Annotated in this window: 15 protein-coding genes; 12 read left to right on the plus strand and 3 right to left on the minus strand. The window is 60.8% G+C overall.

What is annotated here, in order from left to right; translation table 11 throughout:
* The first annotated feature begins 2 nt into the window (after positions 1-2).
* Positions 3-701, plus strand: a complete 699-nt coding sequence (locus AAAX32_RS06975; RefSeq protein ID WP_349100360.1) for a hypothetical protein — start codon at positions 3-5, stop codon at positions 699-701.
* Between the two features lie 174 nt (positions 702-875).
* Here AAAX32_RS06975 and AAAX32_RS06980 read toward each other — a convergent pair whose 3' ends face one another.
* Positions 876-3,176: an LTA synthase family protein gene (locus AAAX32_RS06980; RefSeq protein ID WP_349100361.1), complete on the minus strand. Its 2,301-nt coding sequence runs from the start codon at positions 3,174-3,176 to the stop codon at positions 876-878.
* A gap of 213 nt (positions 3,177-3,389) precedes the next feature.
* On the opposite strand from AAAX32_RS06980, the gene AAAX32_RS06985 reads away from it, so the two are divergent.
* From AAAX32_RS06985 to AAAX32_RS07005, 5 genes are all read left to right on the plus strand, one after another.
* Positions 3,390-4,262 (plus strand): nitroreductase family protein, encoded by an 873-nt coding sequence (locus AAAX32_RS06985; protein ID WP_349100362.1) that lies wholly within the window; start codon positions 3,390-3,392, stop codon positions 4,260-4,262.
* A gap of 159 nt (positions 4,263-4,421) precedes the next feature.
* Positions 4,422-6,449, plus strand: coding sequence for a KUP/HAK/KT family potassium transporter (locus AAAX32_RS06990; RefSeq protein WP_349100363.1), 2,028 nt, complete (start codon positions 4,422-4,424; stop codon positions 6,447-6,449).
* 69 nt (positions 6,450-6,518) lie between these two features.
* The gene (locus AAAX32_RS06995) at positions 6,519-6,713 is read left to right on the plus strand and encodes a hypothetical protein (RefSeq protein ID WP_349100364.1); all 195 of its coding nucleotides are present in this window, start codon (positions 6,519-6,521) and stop codon (positions 6,711-6,713) included.
* Between the two features lie 112 nt (positions 6,714-6,825).
* The gene (locus AAAX32_RS07000; protein WP_349100365.1) at positions 6,826-8,451 is read left to right on the plus strand and encodes an ATP-binding protein; all 1,626 of its coding nucleotides are present in this window, start codon (positions 6,826-6,828) and stop codon (positions 8,449-8,451) included.
* Positions 8,452-8,455: 4 nt separating this feature from the next.
* Positions 8,456-9,169 (plus strand): response regulator transcription factor, encoded by a 714-nt coding sequence (locus tag AAAX32_RS07005; RefSeq protein ID WP_349100366.1) that lies wholly within the window; start codon positions 8,456-8,458, stop codon positions 9,167-9,169.
* A 95-nt stretch (positions 9,170-9,264) separates the two neighbouring features.
* On the opposite strand, the gene rlmKL is transcribed toward AAAX32_RS07005, so the two are convergent.
* A complete protein-coding gene (gene rlmKL, locus AAAX32_RS07010; RefSeq protein ID WP_349100367.1) occupies positions 9,265-11,832 on the minus strand; it encodes a bifunctional 23S rRNA (guanine(2069)-N(7))-methyltransferase RlmK/23S rRNA (guanine(2445)-N(2))-methyltransferase RlmL in 2,568 nt (855 codons plus the stop codon).
* 75 nt (positions 11,833-11,907) lie between these two features.
* On the opposite strand from rlmKL, the gene AAAX32_RS07015 reads away from it, so the two are divergent.
* Positions 11,908-12,735, plus strand: coding sequence for an HAD-IIB family hydrolase (locus AAAX32_RS07015; RefSeq protein WP_349100368.1), 828 nt, complete (start codon positions 11,908-11,910; stop codon positions 12,733-12,735).
* A gap of 45 nt (positions 12,736-12,780) precedes the next feature.
* Here AAAX32_RS07015 and AAAX32_RS07020 read toward each other — a convergent pair whose 3' ends face one another.
* On the minus strand, positions 12,781-13,572 hold the full coding sequence (locus AAAX32_RS07020; protein ID WP_158548938.1) for a DeoR/GlpR family DNA-binding transcription regulator: 792 nt from the start codon (positions 13,570-13,572) through the stop codon (positions 12,781-12,783).
* Between the two features lie 348 nt (positions 13,573-13,920).
* On the opposite strand from AAAX32_RS07020, the gene AAAX32_RS07025 reads away from it, so the two are divergent.
* The 5 genes from AAAX32_RS07025 to AAAX32_RS07045 all read left to right on the plus strand — a co-directional run bounded on the left by AAAX32_RS07025 (position 13,921) and on the right by AAAX32_RS07045 (position 17,930).
* Positions 13,921-14,631: a transaldolase gene (locus tag AAAX32_RS07025; RefSeq protein ID WP_349100369.1), complete on the plus strand. Its 711-nt coding sequence runs from the start codon at positions 13,921-13,923 to the stop codon at positions 14,629-14,631.
* A gap of 9 nt (positions 14,632-14,640) precedes the next feature.
* Entirely contained in the window at positions 14,641-15,087 is a 447-nt protein-coding gene (locus AAAX32_RS07030; protein ID WP_089573145.1) for a PTS sugar transporter subunit IIA, read from the plus strand.
* Positions 15,088-15,162: 75 nt separating this feature from the next.
* A complete protein-coding gene (locus tag AAAX32_RS07035; RefSeq protein ID WP_022094539.1) occupies positions 15,163-15,438 on the plus strand; it encodes a PTS sugar transporter subunit IIB in 276 nt (91 codons plus the stop codon).
* Between the two features lie 71 nt (positions 15,439-15,509).
* A complete protein-coding gene (locus AAAX32_RS07040; RefSeq protein ID WP_117635569.1) occupies positions 15,510-16,901 on the plus strand; it encodes a PTS ascorbate transporter subunit IIC in 1,392 nt (463 codons plus the stop codon).
* A 324-nt stretch (positions 16,902-17,225) separates the two neighbouring features.
* Positions 17,226-17,930 (plus strand): transaldolase, encoded by a 705-nt coding sequence (locus AAAX32_RS07045; RefSeq protein ID WP_349100370.1) that lies wholly within the window; start codon positions 17,226-17,228, stop codon positions 17,928-17,930.
* The last annotated feature ends 334 nt before the right edge of the window (positions 17,931-18,264 follow it).

Here is an 18,264-nt window from a genome sequence, read left to right on the forward strand (position 1 = left end):
GTATGGCGTTCCCGATTCGCAAAGGCGTTGCGCGCTCCGTGTGTTGCGTGGTCGCGGCCATTCTCTGCGTGGTCGCGCTCTCCGTTCCCGCCCGCGCGTTTGCCGATAGTCCCGCGATTGCCTATGACGGAAATGCGCGCCAGCTGACGGTAACGGGGGCGACGGGCTCCTCGGGGGAGCCCGATCTGTTTCCCGCCTTTAAAGATCTAATGCCCGGCGATGCGCGCGAGCAGCAGATCGAGGTTCGTGCCACGGGCGTAAAGTCCCAGGTACGCGTGTTTGTGCGGGCCGTTGTCGATCACGAGACGGCACACCTGCTGTCGCCCATTACCTTAACGGCGTCGGTAGGCGATGCGTCTGCAGGCTGGCTCCAGACGGGAACGCCGGGCAGTGTGTTTGCTTACCCCACGCAGGTCGCAACGTTTACGAGCGACGGCAGCACGGTGCTCAATCTGCAGCTGAGTGTTCCGACGTCGGTGGGCAACGAGCTTGCCGACGCAAGCAAGACCATTCGCTGGGAGATTACCGCCGAGGACGATGGCGAGAAGATTCCCGTGCGACCTGCTGGCAGTAAGAGCCCCGGCCTGTTTGGCCTGGCGGCAACCGGCGACAGCACGCTCACATTGCTCTTGGTGTTGCTGGCGCTTGCAATCGTCGCTTTTACTGCCGCGTTGCTTTTGTCCCGGAGGGATAAGCGCTAGGTCCATCTTCTAAACGCAACGCCCTCCCGGGCGGCGGGCACGAAGTTCCCTGCTCTACAGTCCTGCGCAAGACGAAGGCCACATTAAGTGGCCTTCTTTGCATGCGGAACTCGCGATGAACCTTATATGCCTCCGCCCGGACAGACGTTTCAGTTATGAACTCGCAGCTAGTCGCTACTTGATCTTGGTCGTGCCCGGCGCCAGGTTGGGGTCGGTCTCGTTGGCCTCGGTCTGGAAGTGCTCCGTATAGACGTTCTTGCCGTCGCGGAACATCTCGTAGTACTGCATCTTGGCGTAATCCTCGCGCGCCTTGGTGGCGGCTGCGGCAGCGGCGTCGTCACCGGTGACGTTGGAGGAGAGCGCCCAGCGCAGACTGGCGTCCTCGTAGCCGACGGAGTTGATGGCGGGCAGCGACTCGCGCAGCGTCATGTGCGCTTTCTGGTAGTCGGTCAGCGGGGCGCCGATCAGCTGCATCAGCTGAGTGGACAGGTAGTTGGTGGACAGGTCGTCGGTCTCACTCGTCTGGTCGCAGCCGGCAACGTCGTAGTTGGCCCAAATGATGTAGTCGGTCTGCCACAGACGTTCCTGGTGGGTGGCGTCGTCCTCGTTGGTAAACCACTTGTCATTGAACTTGGACGGGAAGAACGGCTGATGGTCGCCCCAGAACACCACGACCACCTTGCGGTCGAGCTTGCTCAGGGCGTTGAGGAAGTAGCGCAGCGCCTGGTCGGACTGCTCGATGCACGAGACATACTCGTCGACATCGGAGAGTGTGCCGTCCTCGATGGTCTTAGCGTCCAGGTCGGTCGTGTCGATGTTCAGGTGCATCTGCTTGTCGACCGGCAGCAGGCCCGTGTCGTAGCCCGAGTGGTTCTGCATGGTCACATCGAAGATGAACTGCGGATCGGCGTTCTGGTCGAGCAGCTCCAGAATCTTGTCGTAGGTCGCCTGATCGGTCACCATGCCGCGCAGGGTATCGGCGCCCTGGAAATCGTTGATGGACAGGAACTGGTCAAAGCCAAAGTCCTTGTAGACGTTCTCGCGGTTCCAGTTGGTCGCGTGGTTGGGGTGCATGGCCGTGGTGGAATATCCGAGCGACTTGAACTGCTCTGCCAGGTTCCCGGTCGTTTCCATGTTGTAGATGGTGTAGGGGTACACGCCCGAGCCCAGGTTGGCCATGGAGTTGCCGGTCATAAACTCAAACTCGGTATTGGCGGTACCGCCGCCGTAGGCGCTCACATAGAGCTTGCCGCGGCTGAGGCAGTTGGACAGGCTCTTAAAGTACTGCGGGCCCTCGTAGCCGGCGCGCATGTTCTGGTAGATCGACAGATCCGAGAACGTCTCGTTCATGATGGCGATGACCGTGGGCTTCTCGCTGTCGAATTGCTCCTTTGCGGCGGTGCGCTCGTCACTCTTGGCGGCGTCGGACTTGTCGTAGGCCTTGGCGTACTTTTTGAGCGTGGCCTTGGCGTCATCGACAGAATAGTCGGCGGGTTTGGGCGGCTTGATGGACTGTGCTGCACTAATAAAGGCAGGCAGATAGCCCTCGCGCCAGTAGCTCTCGAGCGGACGCCAGGTGTAGACGGTGATGCCGAGGGTGTTGTAGTAGTCGATGAGCGTGACATGCGCGGTCACGCCGCCCAGGCACAGCACCGCCACGAGCAGGTTAGTGAGCAGCATGCGCTTGGCGTTGGCGGCGCCCTTCTGACGGTGCGGCGCGACCAGGCCGGCGTACTCGCACAGCAGCATGGCGATGGCGGTAAAGCCCATGGATAGCACGCAGAACAGCGAGATCGAGAAGGTGTAGCCGGTGCCGGCGACTGCGGCGGCGGTGGAGATGGCCGAAAGGTCGCCCGGCTGGATGGGCATGGATTTAAACGTGATGACGAAGAACTCGGCAATGCCCAGGACAAAGAGGGCAAAGGCCAGGACCGCGGGAGCTGCGCCGTGGCGCTGGAATAGGAAGAACAAGCCGGTCATGAGCACGGTGATAATGGCCCATTCGAGCAGGATGCACAGGGGGTAGACCCAGGTAAAGTCGTGGTTGGACGAGACCTCCATGCCCAGCAGCGCAAAGACGCCGGCGAGCAGCAGGCACAGGACGGCGGCGACGAGCGGTTTGCCCACAAAGGCTCCGCGCAGGCGGGCGAGCTTGCCGGTGGGGACGGGGGCGTCGGGCGCGGCGAACGCAAAGACGCGCGGGGCGATGCGGTCGCGGGCGATGCTGGCCCAAGCGCATCCGGTAAGGATGGCATTGGTCAGGATGAGCATCACAAAGGCGAGCGGCTCGTTTTGGGCGACGAGGCCCACGGCGCCCCAGACGGTCAAAAAGAGCTGGAACAGGCCGAAGGCGACACTCCAGGCGATGGCGCCTTTGGCGACGGCGCCCGACTGTGCGCGAATGGCCTTGGCCTCGCGCAAGACAAAGTAGACGGTCGCCGCAAGACCGACGAGCGAGATGGCGGCAGCGAACATGCTGAGACTCCTCACAAACTAAAACCTACGAAAGCGGGGGTTTACCCGATTGTTACCAAGATATGCGCTGCATTTGGTGACTGCGCACAACAACCAGCCATAATAACGCGCGTGCGTGGCGGTGTTGCGCAATGTAGCGGCGACCTGCGCGATAATGGACGGGAATTACACGGAAACGTAAAGGCTTCTTAAAGAAATGGCGAGGGTAGGGCGATGAGCGAGCAGGTTTGCAAGGCGGACATGGGCGGCGACGGAGCGGCGGTCGTGGATACATACGGCTATCCGGTCGAGACTACGGGCAACGCGGTACTGGACATCTTGGAGCACCGTTCCTCCACGCGTGCCTTCGCGCGTGATGACAACGACCGTCCCGCAGCGGTGACCGACGAGCAGCGGGCGGCGATTTTGCATGCGGCGAGTCGCGCGCCGTCGGCGGGCGCCATGATGATGTATTCCATCGTGAGCATTCGCGAGCAAGCTACGCTGGATCGTCTGGCCGACCTGTGCGATCACCAGCCCATGATCGCCAAGGCGCCCTGGGCACTTATATTTGTGGTCGATTATGCCAAGTGGATCGATCTGTTTGAGCACGTGGGCTGCTTTGAGCCCGAGTTTGTCGAGCGCACGGGCAAGGCGCCCCGCCGCGCGCCGGGTTTGGGCGACTTTGCCATCGCGGCCCAGGACGCCGTGATCGCTGCGCAAAACGCCGTGGTTGCCGCCGAGGCCCTGGGGCTGGGGAGCTGCTACATCGGTGATATCGTCGAGAATGCCGAGGAAGTCGCCGAGCTGCTCGATCTGCCGCCCTATACCATGCCTCTGTCGATGCTCATCATCGGCACGCCCCGTAAGGAGCGCCCGGCCATTGCGCATCCCGTGGTGAACCTGGTACACGAGGAGCGCTACTGCCGTGCGGATGCCGCGACCATGGACGCGCAGGTGGCCGAGATGGACAAGATGTTTCGCCCGCATGCCCGCGAGGTGGGGGAGCGCGTCGTGGATATCTACACCCGCAAGCACACGAGCCCCTTTATGGCCGAGATGAGCCGCTCCATGGAGTGGTGGTTCAAAAACTGGCTCGGAAAATGACGAACGCGACAAAGGGACAGTCCCTTTGCCACATTCCATATCGCCGTGGTGGCCTAAAGGCCGTATAAATGTTTATCTAGCTGGGAAAACGGTGCCGTGCAAGTGCAGGCCGATTACCTATAATTCCTTCGAACATTAAAGTTGGGAGGAAACCGGCTTATGGAACAAAAGGCCAAGGAGGCAGCCTCGCACGCTGCGATTCCTGTGAGCATCTCGGCGATGCTCGTCACGCTGGGCGTGGTGTACGGCGATATCGGCACCAGCCCTATGTATGTAACCAAGGCGCTCGTTGCCGGCAACGGCGGCATCGGAAGCGTGACGGAGGAGTTCGTGCTCGGCGCGCTCTCCCTTGTCGTGTGGACGGTCACGCTGCTAACCACCATCAAGTATGTGCTCATCTCGCTGCGCGCCGATAACCATGGTGAGGGCGGCATCTTTGCCCTGTACAGCCTGGTCAAGCGCTGCGGCAAGTGGCTTATCATCCCCGCCATGCTGGGCGGCGCCGCACTGCTCGCTGACGGCATCCTGACGCCGGCCGTTACCGTTACCACGGCCATCGAGGGCCTGCGCACCATCCCGGCGGTCCATGCCGTGCTGGGCGATGACCAGGGCCGCGTCGTCGCCATTACGCTCGCCATCATCATCGTTCTCTTTTTGGTACAGCGCATCGGTACGGCCAAGATCGGTCACGCCTTTGGCCCCATCATGACGCTGTGGTTCCTGTTCCTGGGCGGCACGGGTCTGTTCTTTGTCTTCCAGCACCCCGCCGTGCTGCTGTGCCTCAACCCGGTGCGCGGCATCGCCTTTTTGCTGAGCCCCAACAACCACGCGGGCATCATGATTCTGGGCAGCTGCTTCCTCGCCACCACCGGTGCCGAGGCGCTCTACTCCGACATGGGCCATGTGGGTCGCGGCAACATTTACGCCACCTGGCCGTTCGTTAAGTGCTGCTTGCTGCTGTCCTATATGGGCCAGGGCGCTTGGCTTATCAACAACGCTGCCAACCCCGAGCTCATGGGCATTGCCGACCTCAACCCGTTCTACCAGATGCTCGCCCCGGGCCTGCGCCCGTTTGCCGTCGGCCTTTCCACCATCGCGGCCATCATTGCCTCGCAGGCGCTCATTACCGGCGCGTTTTCGCTGGTGTCCGAGGCCAGTCGTCTGGACCTCATGCCGCACATGCAGGTCTTCTACCCTGCCGAGACCAAGGGCCAGCTCTATATCCCCATGGTCAACAACGTCATGCTCGTGGGCTGCGTCATCGTGGTGCTGCTGTTCCAGAACTCGGCGCATATGGAAGCCGCCTACGGCCTTGCCATTACGCTGACCATGATGTGCACCACGCTGCTGCTCTTCTTCTACCTGCACGAGGAGCGCAAGCTCAAGGTTGCTCCGTGGATCTTCGCGGCCTTCTTCCTTTTGCTCGAGGGCTTCTTCTTCGTGAGCTCGCTCACCAAGTTCTTCCACGGCGGCTACTTCACTATCCTCATGGCTGCACTCATCATGGGCATTATGGTGTGCTGGTACAACGGCACGGCGGTCGAACAGCGCCAGTTTACGCTGCTGCCGCTGCGCAGCTATCTGCCGCAGCTCAAGCGCCTGCGCGACGACGACCGTTACGAGCGCATGAGCGACAACATCGTGTACCTGACCAAGGACACCCATACCGACTACATCGACCGTGATATCGTCTACTCGATCTTGGACAAGCATCCCAAGCGCGCTCGCGCCTGGTGGTTCGTGAACGTCGAGACCATGGACGAGCCGCATACCTTTGCCTATTCGGTCGAGACGTTCGGCACCGACTATGTTTTCCGCGTGCATCTGTACCTGGGCTACAAGATTAACCAACGCGTCAACGCCTACCTGCGCCAAGTTGTTCAGGACCTGGCTGCCACCGGCGAGCTGCCGTCGCAGACGCACGACTACTCGGTCTATAAGGATCCGGGCAACATTGGCACGTTCAAGTTCGTCATGATCCGCAAGCTGCTGGCGCCCGAAAGCGACGTGGAGCCGAGCGAGCGCACGGCCATCACGCTCAAGTACATCATCCGCCGCGCCGCCGGCACGCCCGCGCGCTGGTACGGCCTGGAGAACTCCAACGTGAGCTTTGAGTACGTGCCGCTGTTCACCAAGTTTAAGGCCGTGAGCAAGATGCAGCGCCTTGCCCCCAACGAGCGGCCGTAGTCGACGCTTGAGGTTTGCCTGCGAACGGGCGGGTTTGTATTGACGGGGATTGAGTCCTGGGAGGAAACCATGGATGCAAAGGTGCTTGACGGTTGCGATTTTGCGACCGAGCTGGTGCGTGAGGCGCGCGTCGACGCCGCCGAAGATCGGTTCTTTACGAATCGGGCCAACATGGACATGGCCGACCGCGTGATTTCGATCGTGGTGACGGTGCTTGTCGCGGCGTGCGTGTGCGCACTGCTCGCGCACGTGCTGTTTGTCTAACGACCGCAGGTTGCAAAGGCTTTACACTTGGAACCACCACAAGGGAAACCACCACAAAGGTGCCTGTCCCCTTTGTGGTGGTTTTTGTTTTTGAGAGAGGGGCGGGACGCTGATGGACGTCCGTACGGACGGCGATATTGCCGATAGCTTTTGGTGGCGGCGCACAACGCTGACGCGCCGCACTCCTCTGTATGACGCCTGCGTATCGGTGGGGCTGCTGGTCGCGGCGACGATTGTGGGCGCGCTGCTCGACCATCCGGGTCTCGCGCCGAGCATCATGATCGTCTATGTGTTCGCCGTTCAGCTGTGCGCATTCTTTACCTGGAGTCGCCTGTATTGCTTGTTGAGCTCGGCTGCCGCCGTGGCGCTCTACAACTTTTTGTTTGTCGACCCGCGCTACTCGCTGTCGCTTATCGACCGCGGCTATCCCGGCATGTTCTTCATCATGTTCGTGGTCTCGCTTGTGTCGAGCTCGATTGCGTTGGCCCTGCGCCGCGCCTTGGCACAGGCTGCCGCTAGCGACCGCCGCACGCATATGGTGCTCGAGACCAATCGCATGTTGCAGCGGTGCGCCGATCAGCAGCAGATCGTTCACGCCATGGCCACGCAGCTGGCGCGTCTTTCGGGCTGTCCGGTCGTGTGGTACAGCGCCGACGCCGAGGGCGATGACCTGCTGCCGCGTGCGACGTACACAGCCGTGGGCGATGCCGCCCCGGTGCACGAGCTGGCGCCGCAGATGCCGCCGCGGCTCTCGGCGTCCGCCTATGTGGGAACGCCGCTCGATGCCACCTATGGCGGCTCGGCGTTTTATGGCATCTACCTGACGGTTCGCACAGGCGACGGCTTCGTGCGCTCGGGCGACCCCACCTCGGTGGTGGGCGTGCTGGCTATCGTTGCCGAGCCCGACGTGCTGACGCACGAGGAGCGGACGCTTGCCGATGCCATCGTGAGCGAAGGCGAGCTGGCGCTCGATCGCGCCCGCGCCATGGAGGCCCGCGAGGAGGCGGCGGTGCTTGCCAAAAATGAGCAGCTGCGCGCCAACCTGCTGCGCTCCATCTCGCATGACCTGCGCACGCCGCTCACCAGTATTTCGGGCAATGCCGATGTGCTGCTCGACCAGGGCTCGACCGGCACCGCCGTGCTCGACGCCCAGACGCGCCGCGGCCTGCTCCTGTCCATTCGCTCGGATGCGCAATGGCTCAACGCCACCGTCGAGAACCTGCTCGCCATCACCAAGCTCGAGGGCGGCGGTATGCGTCTGTCGACCACGCTCGAGCTCATGGACGATATCGTGGAGGAGGCGCTGCGCCACGTGAACCCTGCCGTGCGCGAGCACGACCTTAAGGTGGTGGCGTGCGATGAGCCGGCGCTCGTCAACGTCGATGCGCGCCTGATGGTGCAGCTGGTGGTCAATCTGGTGAACAACGCCATCACCTATACGCCCGCAGGCTCGCATATCATGATTTCGATTAGCGTCGACGATGGACGCGTGGCGTGCTCGGTGGCCGATGACGGCCCGGGCATTGCGCCCGAGGACCGCGAGCGAATCTTTGAGTCGTTCTACACCGCCAACCACGGTCTTGCCGACAGCCATCGCAGCGTGGGCCTGGGTCTTTCGCTCTGCCGCTCCATTGCGCTGGCGCATGGCGGTAGCATAGAGGTTGCCGCGGCGGACCCGCACGGCTCGGTCTTTACGATTGAGCTTCCCGTCGCCGACGTTTCGTTTGATAAGGAGTAGCGCTGTGCCGAACTCTGCCGTAAAATCGCTCATCCTGGTCGTTGAGGACGATCCCGCCGTCCGCAACCTTATTGTTGCCGCGCTCGAGGCGCACGGCTTGCGTCATATGGCCGTGGAGACCGCCCATGCCGCCATCGCCGCCGCCTCATCGCAGGCACCGAGCATCGTGCTGCTCGATCTGGGCCTGCCCGATATGGACGGCGTCAAGGTGGTGGAGTCGGTGCGCGCATGGTCGGGCATGCCGATCATCGTGGTCTCGGCGCGCAGCGAGGACGCGGACAAGATTCGCGCGCTCGATGCCGGCGCCGATGACTACCTGACCAAGCCGTTTTCGGTCGAGGAACTGCTTGCACGCATTCGCACGACGCTCAGGCGCCTTTCGTATGCGCAAACGGGTGGTGTTGCCTCCGAGGGCTCGTTCGATACCGGTGAGCTGCATATCGACTTTGATGCCGGCATTGCCACGATGGATGGCGAGGAGCTGCATCTGACGCCGATTGAGTACAAGCTCTTGTGCCTGCTGGCACATAACGCCGACAAGGTACTAACGCACCAGTTTATCCTGCACGAGATTTGGGGCACGGCAACTAAGAGCGACCTGGCGAGCCTGCGTGTCTTTATGGGCACGCTGCGCAAGAAGATCGAGTCCGACCCCGCGCATCCGCGCTACATCCAAACACACGTGGGCATCGGTTACCGATTGGTCACCCAAGGCTAGATCGCCAACCACCGTCCCAATATGAGTTGCGGTGAAATACGGACGGAAATGGCCTATTTGGCGGCCAAACAGTCCATATTCCACCGCAACTTTGTTTATTTGCCCCTGGGTTTGCTGGCGTAGAACTTCTTCTTTTTGGGCTTGCCGGCGGGGGAGGGTTTGCCGTCGCCGCGCGGCCCTCGGTCTCCGGCCTGCGCGTGCGCGGGCGCTGCCGCGCGAGGCTTGCGGGCCTCGGGGTTGCGCAGCTCCTCGGTTCGCTCGGCAATCTCCTCGGCGCTAAAGCCGACCTCGGCCATGGCGTCCTCGATGGGCAGGCGGCGCACGATATAGCAGTGGTGCACCTTCTGGTTGCGCGCGAAGTCCTCGGGAATGGTCTGCGTCGTAATGTCCTCCAGCACGACGCCCGCGCGCGCGAGCTTGCGCGTCTCGGGGCGGAAGCCGCGCAGGTTGCAGCTAAAGATGGCGTGGCCGCCCTGTGCGAGCAGGCGCGATACGCCGACCAACAGCTCAACATGGTCGCGCTGGACATCCCAGGTACGGCGGCCCATCTTTGACGAGTTCGAAAACGTGGGCGGGTCGACAAAGATCAGGTCCCAGCGGTTGCGCGTCTGGCGCTGGTCGCGAATCCAGGCGAGCACGTCGTCGCGCACAAAATGATGCTGCGGACCAACAAAGCCGTTCTGGCGCATATTGCGCTCGGCCCAGTCCAGATAGGTGTTGGAGAGGTCGACCGTCACGGTTTCCTCGACGCCGCCATCGGCCGCGTAGCAGGTGGCGGTGCCGGTGTAGGCAAACAGGTTGAGGAAGCGGCGCGCCTGCTTGGCGTGCTCGCGCACCAGGTTGCGCGTGACGCGGTGATCCAGGAAGATACCGACGTCCAGGTAGTCGTCAAAGTTGACGGCGAAGGTGAGTCCGCCCTCTTCGATGAGCGGCAGACGGCGGCGTGCGATATTGGCGCGCTCGCCCGATGCGCCCTTGCCGGCGCCCTGTTTGCCGTACTGCGAGCCGCCGCGCGAACGCATGCGGGCCTTGGCGTGCACATGCTCGGCCGGAACATCAAGGATACGCGGCGCGATGGCCAGAATGTCGAGCATACGGGCCTGGGCCAGCGCGGGGTCGATGGTCTTGGGCGCGGCGTATTCGGCAATGACGAGCCAGCGGCCCGGCGTCTGCGGGCAGCCCTCGTACAGGTCGATGGCGGCGGAGTAGTCGGGTAGGTCGGCATCGTAGACGCGGTAGCAGCTCACGCCCTCGCGCTTGGCCCACTTGCGGCGCAGACGGGCATTCTTGCGCAGGCGGTTGGCGAACTGCTCGGACTCGGGGATGAGCACGGGCAGCGGTTTGCCGTCGCCCAGGTCGAGCGTGGCGGCAGGTTCGGGCATGGAGGAAGCGGCGGCTTCGTCGTTGGCTTCGTTGGCATCCGCAACCTCGGCCTCGGCATCCGCGCTGGTCGCAGCCTCAAACGCTGCAGCGGCGTGGTCGAGTGAGGGCCAAACCTCAAGAGCCGCCTCCTCGTTATTGGGCATGACGGCGATCGAGCGCTCGGGCTCGGCGTGGAGCGCGCGGGCCAGCAAGCCGTCGCGGGTGAGAGCGGCGACCGGCGCCGAAGCGAGCTCGGGGGCGCGGCGCAGCTCGCCGATGAGCGTCATGGCATCGTGCATGAGCGAAAGCGGGGTCTCGGTCGTGTCCGCGACCAGGGCGGCACCGGCGACGGCGCCCGCATGGTCCAGCACGGTGGCGGGCTTGGCGGCACAAAAGTCGACAAAACGCTTGTAGCCGGCGCACTTGACCATGCGCTCGGCAGTCTTGCGGGCGGCGGGGTCGATGTCTACGGCCACGATGCGCGCCTGGCGCTCGCGCGCTGCCGCCTCGCGCTCGCGCGCCTCGGCAAGCAGCTGCTCCCACAGGACAGCGTCGTGCAGCTGCCAGCCCTCAAAGCCCCAGCGCTCGCGTGCGGCGCCCGGGGCGCGGTCGGTCAGAATGTTCACGGCCTCCAGCAGCAGACCGCCGCCGGCGCACGAGGCATCGATCAGCGTGGGAAGGGCTTCGTTTTCGTAATCGTCGGCCGTCAGCTCGCGCTCGCATAGTGCGGTCCAGCCGACCTGCGCCAGCACCAGGGCGGCGTAGTCGGGGCGCAACACGTGTGCGCCCTCGCCGGCACGAGTCGCAGCGGGCGGCAGACGCTTGAACAGCGGGTCGCCCGAAAGGTCCAGGCTGATGCTCGCGCGGCGCTGACGCAGCGAAAGCAACAGGTGAACATCGGGGTCGGCGGCATCGACGTCGGCGCGACGGCCCGTGGTCTCGGCCAGACGGTCGCACAGCGCGTCTTTGGCGCGCAGGGCCGAGAAGCGCGTGTTGCGCAGCTGCTCGGTCACGCCGCGGGCGGTGATGGCGATGGTGGCGCCGGGGCGGATGATGGTCTCCCAGGCGATGTCGTAAACGCTATCGTACAGTTCATCGGCATCCTGCGCCTCAAAGCGCCCGAGTACCACGAACACACGGCTCGCCAGGCGCGACCACAGACAGGCGCGGTAGCCTTCTTCGAGCTCGCCCTCAAATGTAGCGCGGCCCTTCAGCCGGCGAACATGCGAAAGCCCGAGGCGTTTAAGCTCATCGGCGAGTGCGGACTCAAAGCCCTCGGGGCAGCTTGCGTAAAATTCCATGGGTGACCTCTCTGGTTGCGTCGCTCCATTATATGATGGATACTTCGTTTACTCTCGCCCCCGAAAGGAACCCATATGATTGATGCGTGCCCCGATTCCGCCGTGCTCTTTTTTGACGTGGACGGCACGCTGACGTCGTTCGATCCCGACAACATGACCGACAAGGACTTTTCGGCGGTTCACCCCTCGCAGGCGGTCGTCGAGGCGTTTCATCGTCTGCGCGACGCGGGACACCATGCATTTATCTGCACGGGTCGTCCCTTGTGGCTGATTGCCGATGGCCTGCGCGCGCTGAACCCGGCGGGTGTCGTTGCCATGGCGGGAGCGACGCTCGAGGTCGAGGGCTGCGTGGTGCATGAGGACTGCTTTGACGAGGACGTTATTGAGGAGCTTGCACGCCGTATGGCCGCGGCAGGGATTGAAGCCTTTTTCGAGACCAACGTGGCTACTTTTGCCCTGGAACCCGCGGGCGTTGAGCAGTCGTCTTTGATCGGCACTGCTGCGGTGCACAGCGCCGAGGAAATGCGCATCGACGGTCGTCTGCGCGTGGGCAAGGTGTGCCTTAACGCGCCCGGCTTGGCTCGCGTGGCCAACGACGATGGCTTTATCGACCGCAACTTTGAGCTGTGCAATACCGGTGGCCAGAATCGCGAGCTGAGCCCCAAGGGTATTGACAAAGGCGTGGGTGTGGCGCGAGCGCTGGAGTATCTGGGCCGCGAGGGAAATGCGCGCACCTTTGGCTTTGGCGATTCGGGCAACGATCTGGGCATGCTCGCTGCGGTCGAGACGGCTGTCGCCATGGGCAACGCCATGCCCGAGGTCAAGGCGCTCGCCGACTACGTGACCGACGATGTCGCACACGATGGCACCGTCACAGCGATGCGCCACTTTGGGTTGATTTAATAAATGGCCGGGTCGCCCGCAGTGGGGGCGACCCGGCCATTTGAGCTATTTTGCAATATAGAGCTTGGGATGACTGCGGCTGCTCTCGATCGCCGCCGTCATGATGCCCTCGTCGTCTCCATCAACGATGATGCCATCGAGGTCATCGATCTGCGCGGACTGATAAAAACTGGTCTTGTTGAATTTTCCCTGGTCAACCATCATGTAGCCCTGGTTTGAGTTGGTCAGGTACATATGCTTGATCATGGCCGAGAAGTCGTGCTCGACGGTAAAACCATGGTCGGGGTGGAATCCGTCGGCACTGACAAACGCCTTGTCGGCATGTAGTTTGCTCATGCAGTCGAGCGTTAGTGCGCCCGCGAGATAGAGGTGGCCCTTGCGCACAGAGCCGCCCAGCAGCACTACCGAAGCATTGGGGAGATTGAAGCTGGCGTAGTTCGCGATTGCAAGATCGCCGGTGATAATGGTGATCTCACGCTTGTCCATGAGGGCCTTAGCGAAGTAAAAGCCTGTGGTGCCGATATCAATTACCAGAACATCGCCATCATCAACAAGAGTTGCTGCGGTTGCGGCGATGGCCTCCTTGGCCTCGACTTGGACATTGATGCGCTCCTCGGGATACGAGATTGCGTTGGAGCGAGAAAGCGATACCGCTCCGCCGCGTACGCGACGCAGCTTGCCTTCGGATTCCAGCGAGATGAGGTCGTGTCGTGCGGTGACTTCCGAAACCGAAAAACGGCGAACGATGTCGGATACCGAGATATTTGGCTTTTCGGCCAGCCAATTCATGATAAATCGCTGACGCTCGGCCGGTGAAAGGTCTGAAGTAGATGCCATATGCCGCTCCTTTTGAACAAAAGGTAAAAGATGCGCCTTTCGTAATCGAAATATAACGTATCGATATGAAAAGAACAAGGCGAATTCGAATGAATCAAAAGAACGGAATGGCATGTCACAAATGCATGCGTAGCAGATAATTCGCACGTAGACGGGCTATAAAGAGTCTCATTCTGAAGATGCCGCCCAAAAGAAGTACGTTCACGCCCGATATTTGACCGTTCACGGAAAGTTGACAATTGAGCTTTCGATAGCTTTTGAAATAGTTTATAAAAGAAAGCCGAAAAGCTTTTGAAACAAAGAAGAAGGCTTTCGATAGCAATAGTGCTAGATGAGAAAGGACCGAACATGGCGATTAAGGTGTTTGCCGACGGCGCTAACCTCGAAGGCATGCTTGACATGCATGACAATGGCAACGTTCAGGGCTTCACGACCAATCCTTCCCTTATGAAGGCCGGTGGCGTGACTGACTACCGCGCTTTTGCCAAGACGGTTCTTGAGCACATTACCGATGTGCCGGTTTCTTTTGAGGTATTCGCCGACGACGAGGCGGGTATGGAAGCCGAGGCTCGCGAGATCGCAACCTGGGCAGACAACGTCTATGTTAAGATCCCGGCGCTCAACACCAAGGGCGAGTCCACTGCCGCGCTGGTCAAGCGCCTTTCTGCCGACGGCATCAAGGTGAATGTCACCACTATCTTCACGCCCGAGCAGGTCGACGAGTTCGTCGATGCCGTCTCTGCCGAGACCCCCTCTATTCTGTCCATCTTTGCCGGTCGCATTGCCGATACCGGCGTCGATCCGCTGCCCCTCATGGCGGAGTCCGTAAAGAAAGCTGCCGTTAAGCCTGCTGCCGAGGTTCTCTGGGCGTCTACGCGCGAGGTCCTCAATATCTTCCAGGCGGAGTCCGTTGGATGCCAGATTATTACGGTCCCCAATGCCCTTCTTGCCAAGCGCAAGAATTTCGGGAAAGATTTGCTTGAGTACTCGCTTGATACGGTCAAAGGCTTTGCCCGCGACATTCAGGCGCTTGGTTTTCATATCCTGCCCGAGGAGTAGGGGACGAGCATGCTGACCGATCTTCTTAAGCCCGAGCTTGTTGCCTGCCACGTCGAGGCCTCCGACTGGGAGGAAGCGATCAGGGCATGCGGTAAGTTGCTCGTAGACGCTGGCAAATGCGATCAGAGCTATGTCGATGCCATGATTTCATCGGTTCACAAATTCGGCCCCTATATGGTCTTGGAAGAGGGCATCGCCATGCCCCACGCTCAGGCAGATGGCAATGTGAGTGAAGCGGGGATCTGTATCGTCACGCTTGATCCTGCCATTGCGTTTGGACACGAGGATTTCGATCCGGTTCACGTGCTCGTGGGTATTTGCGCACCCGACCCCAAGGCTCATCTTGGCTGCTTGGCGGAGCTTTCGCAGATGTTCGAGGACGAGGACTGCGTTGCCAAGCTCAGCGCATGCGATACGCCCGAGCAGGTTTTGGAGACCATGCGTTCATTCTTTTAGGCCTTAATGGCACGGCGATGCGTCGCCGCTTTTGGATAGACGGAAAACCGTCACGTGTAGGAGAGGAAGGTTGCCATGCATATCATCACCGTATGCGGAAACGGCATCGGGTCCAGCCTGATGCTCGCTGGCAAAGTCGAGGAGCTTTGCGAGGAGGAGGGCATCAAGGCCGACGTTGAGTCTATGGACCTGAACGGTGCTTCTTCCGCAAATCCGGATCTGTTCATCACCGTTAAGGAACTCGCCCCCGAGCTCCACGGCAACGTTGTGATCGTTCGCAGCTATGTGAACAAGAAGAAGATCCGCGAAGACGCCCTCGAGGCAATCAAAGCGGCCGCCGCTAACGCCTAAAGCGGCACAAAAAAGGGCGGTTCCCTGTGGAAGAGGGAAACGCGCCCACGTTAGAGAGAAAGGAAGCGCAGATGCAAGCCATCCTTCCCATACTTGAGTTTATCCAATCGATTCTGACCAAGCCAGCGTGGATTATGGGTCTATTTGCCTTTGTGGGCCTTGTCGCGCTTAAGCGTCCTGCCCACAAGGTGATGACGGGCACCCTGAAGCCCATTCTTGGTTACATCATGCTGTCTGCCGGCGCCGCTGTTGTTCAGGAGAACCTTGCTCCGCTGGGCACCTTCATCGAGACCGGTTTCCACATCACCGGCGTCGTGCCCAACAACGAGGTCGTCGTTTCGATGGCTCAGAGCGTCCTCGGCGTTCAGACCATGATGATCCTGATTCTCGGCTATGTCGTGAACATTATCATTGCCCGCTTTACCAAGTTTAAGTACATCTTCCTGACGGGCCACCACAGCATGTTTATGGCCTGCCTGCTGTCTGCCGTTCTGCAGGCATCTGGCTTCCAGGATGTCCAGCTTGTCATCGTGGGCGGTATGTTCCTGGGCCTCGTGAGCGCTATGCTTCCCGCCGTTGGTCAGCGTTTCACCGAGAAGGTTACCGATGGCGATGAAATCGCCATGGGCCACTTCGGTTCACTCGCCTATTACATCTCCGCTGCAGTCGGTACGCTTTTTGCTAAGGACGCCGAGGAGAACAGCACCGAGAAGATCGAGGTTCCCGAGAAGTTCGCCTTCCTGCGCGACACTACCATCTCCACGGCTCTTACCATGGCCTTCTTCTACCTGGTTACCGCTTTCGCCGCTTACATCGCAGATCCTGCGGTCGTTACCAAGACCGCTGGCGGCGACAACGTGATTGTCTATGCCCTGACCTGCGCTCTGTCTTTCGCCGTTGGTGTCACCATCGTCTATAACGGCGTTCGTATGATCCTTGCCGACCTGGTCCCGGCTTTCCAGGGCATCTCCAACAAGCTGATCCCCGGTGCCATCCCCGCCGTCGACTGCGCCGTATTCTTCCCCTATGCTCCCACCGCCGTCATCCTCGGCTTTGTCGCTTCCTTTATCGGTGGCGTGGTCGGTATGTTCATCGTGGGCGCTACCCTGGGCATCTTCATCATCCCGGGCATGGTTCCCCACTTCTTCTGCGGTGCTACCGCAGGCATCTACGGCAATGCTACCGGCGGTCGCAAGGGCGCAGCTCTTGGCGCTTTCGTCAACGGCCTGCTCATCACCTTCGCCCCGGCCCTGCTCCTTCCCGTTCTTGACGTCTTTGGCTTCAAGAACACTACGTTCGGCGACTTCGATTTCTCCGTCATTGGTATTACGCTTGGCCGCGCTGCCGAGGCCTTCGGTACCACCGGTGTCTACGCGATTCTCGCTGTCCTTCTGATCGTCGCCTTCGTCCCCAACTTTATCCACACCAAGGGCGCTGTGATCAATCACGTTGAGGAAGAGTAATCCAGGCATACGTTAAGCCCTAATCGGGCGGAGCTCCGATAACCGGCTCCTACACGGAAGCGGTGACGTCTCAAATGAGGCGTCACCGCTTTTTGTTTTGGAGTGGTTGTGAAAACGCACCGGTGAAGTGCTGTCTCTGCGCCGCGAACGGAATCAACCGCGATGATCAGCAAAAACGTTTTGCCGCTGGGGTGCCGATATAAAAATGGTAAAACTGCAAAACCGTTCGCCGAGAAGATAAAAAACCGCAGCTCACGCCTTGATAAACGTAGGTAAAGTGTTTAGCAGTTTACCGGCCTTGTGCAAACGAAAGGAATCAGGCAGATGGCAATCAAGGTGTTCGCTGACGGTGCAAACCTCGAGGGCATGCTCGACATGTACGAGAACGGCAACGTTCAGGGTTTCACGACCAACCCGTCCCTTATGAAGAAGGGCGGCGTGACGGATTACCGCGCGTTTGCCAAGGAGGTCCTGACCCGCATCACCGATGTGTCCGTGTCGTTTGAGGTCTTTGCCGACGACGTCGAGACCACGGAGGTCGAGGCCCGCGAGATCGCTACCTGGGCAGATAACGTCTATGTCAAGATTCCGTGCGTGACTACCAAGGGCGAGTCCACCGCCGAGCTGGTCCGCAAGCTTTCGGCCGATGGCATCAAGGTCAACATCACTACCATCTTTACGCCTACGCAGGTCGACGAGATGGTCGAGGCCGTTGACGCCGAGACGCCGTCCATCATCTCGCTCTTTGCCGGCCGCATCGCCGACACCGGCGTCGACCCCATTCCGTTTATGACGGAGTCGGTCAAGAAGGCCGCCGCCAAGCCCAACTGCGAGGTCCTGTGGGCGTCCACGCGTGAGCTTATCAATATTTACCAGGCGGAAGGATGCGGTTGCCAGATCATTACGGTGCCCAACAGCATCCTGGCCAAGCGCAAGAACATCGGCCGCGATCCGTACGAGGTCTCGCTCGACACCGTCCGCGGCTTTGCCAAGGATATCGCCTCGCTCGGATTCCACATCCTGCCGTAACGCGAACGCTGGCTACATCGCGGGTTGTTCGCCCCGGCTTTTCCTTTCCCTATCGCTCACGCGCTTCGCGAGGGTCGCGCTAGGCAAAGGAAAGGCCGGGGCTGCCGACACGAACTTGCCGGTAGGTTGGTGATTGGCTTCCATATTCTGCCGTGGACAAAGGTACCCCTGCCTGCGCCGTGCAAAATTGAGAGTATTCAGCAAGGTAAAGGCTTTTACCAGCTAGCTGAAGCACGGAACAGCCCCCGTTTTGTCTCTAAAAACGCTAAAACGGGGGCTGTTTCTTACTTTTTCGTCTCTGAGGGGCATCCGGAACGGTGGAATTTGCAGAATA

It is taken from the genome of Collinsella sp. CLA-ER-H3 (assembly GCF_040092425.1).
GTDB lineage: Bacteria > Actinomycetota > Coriobacteriia > Coriobacteriales > Coriobacteriaceae > Collinsella.

What these genes read in the sequence shown, in the direction of transcription:
- AAAX32_RS06975 (WP_349100360.1), top strand. Translation starts at nt 3, where the DNA reads ATGGCGTTCCCGATTCGCAAAGGCGTTGCGCGCTCCGTGTGTTGCGTG.
- AAAX32_RS06980 (WP_349100361.1), bottom strand. Translation starts at nt 3,176, where the DNA reads ATGTTCGCTGCCGCCATCTCGCTCGTCGGTCTTGCGGCGACCGTCTAC.
- AAAX32_RS06985 (WP_349100362.1), top strand. Translation starts at nt 3,390, where the DNA reads ATGAGCGAGCAGGTTTGCAAGGCGGACATGGGCGGCGACGGAGCGGCG.
- AAAX32_RS06990 (WP_349100363.1), top strand. Translation starts at nt 4,422, where the DNA reads ATGGAACAAAAGGCCAAGGAGGCAGCCTCGCACGCTGCGATTCCTGTG.
- AAAX32_RS06995 (WP_349100364.1), top strand. Translation starts at nt 6,519, where the DNA reads ATGGATGCAAAGGTGCTTGACGGTTGCGATTTTGCGACCGAGCTGGTG.
- AAAX32_RS07000 (WP_349100365.1), top strand. Translation starts at nt 6,826, where the DNA reads ATGGACGTCCGTACGGACGGCGATATTGCCGATAGCTTTTGGTGGCGG.
- rlmKL (WP_349100367.1), bottom strand. Translation starts at nt 11,832, where the DNA reads ATGGAATTTTACGCAAGCTGCCCCGAGGGCTTTGAGTCCGCACTCGCC.
- AAAX32_RS07015 (WP_349100368.1), top strand. Translation starts at nt 11,908, where the DNA reads ATGATTGATGCGTGCCCCGATTCCGCCGTGCTCTTTTTTGACGTGGAC.
- AAAX32_RS07020 (WP_158548938.1), bottom strand. Translation starts at nt 13,572, where the DNA reads ATGGCATCTACTTCAGACCTTTCACCGGCCGAGCGTCAGCGATTTATC.
- AAAX32_RS07025 (WP_349100369.1), top strand. Translation starts at nt 13,921, where the DNA reads ATGGCGATTAAGGTGTTTGCCGACGGCGCTAACCTCGAAGGCATGCTT.
- AAAX32_RS07030 (WP_089573145.1), top strand. Translation starts at nt 14,641, where the DNA reads ATGCTGACCGATCTTCTTAAGCCCGAGCTTGTTGCCTGCCACGTCGAG.
- AAAX32_RS07035 (WP_022094539.1), top strand. Translation starts at nt 15,163, where the DNA reads ATGCATATCATCACCGTATGCGGAAACGGCATCGGGTCCAGCCTGATG.
- AAAX32_RS07040 (WP_117635569.1), top strand. Translation starts at nt 15,510, where the DNA reads ATGCAAGCCATCCTTCCCATACTTGAGTTTATCCAATCGATTCTGACC.
- AAAX32_RS07045 (WP_349100370.1), top strand. Translation starts at nt 17,226, where the DNA reads ATGGCAATCAAGGTGTTCGCTGACGGTGCAAACCTCGAGGGCATGCTC.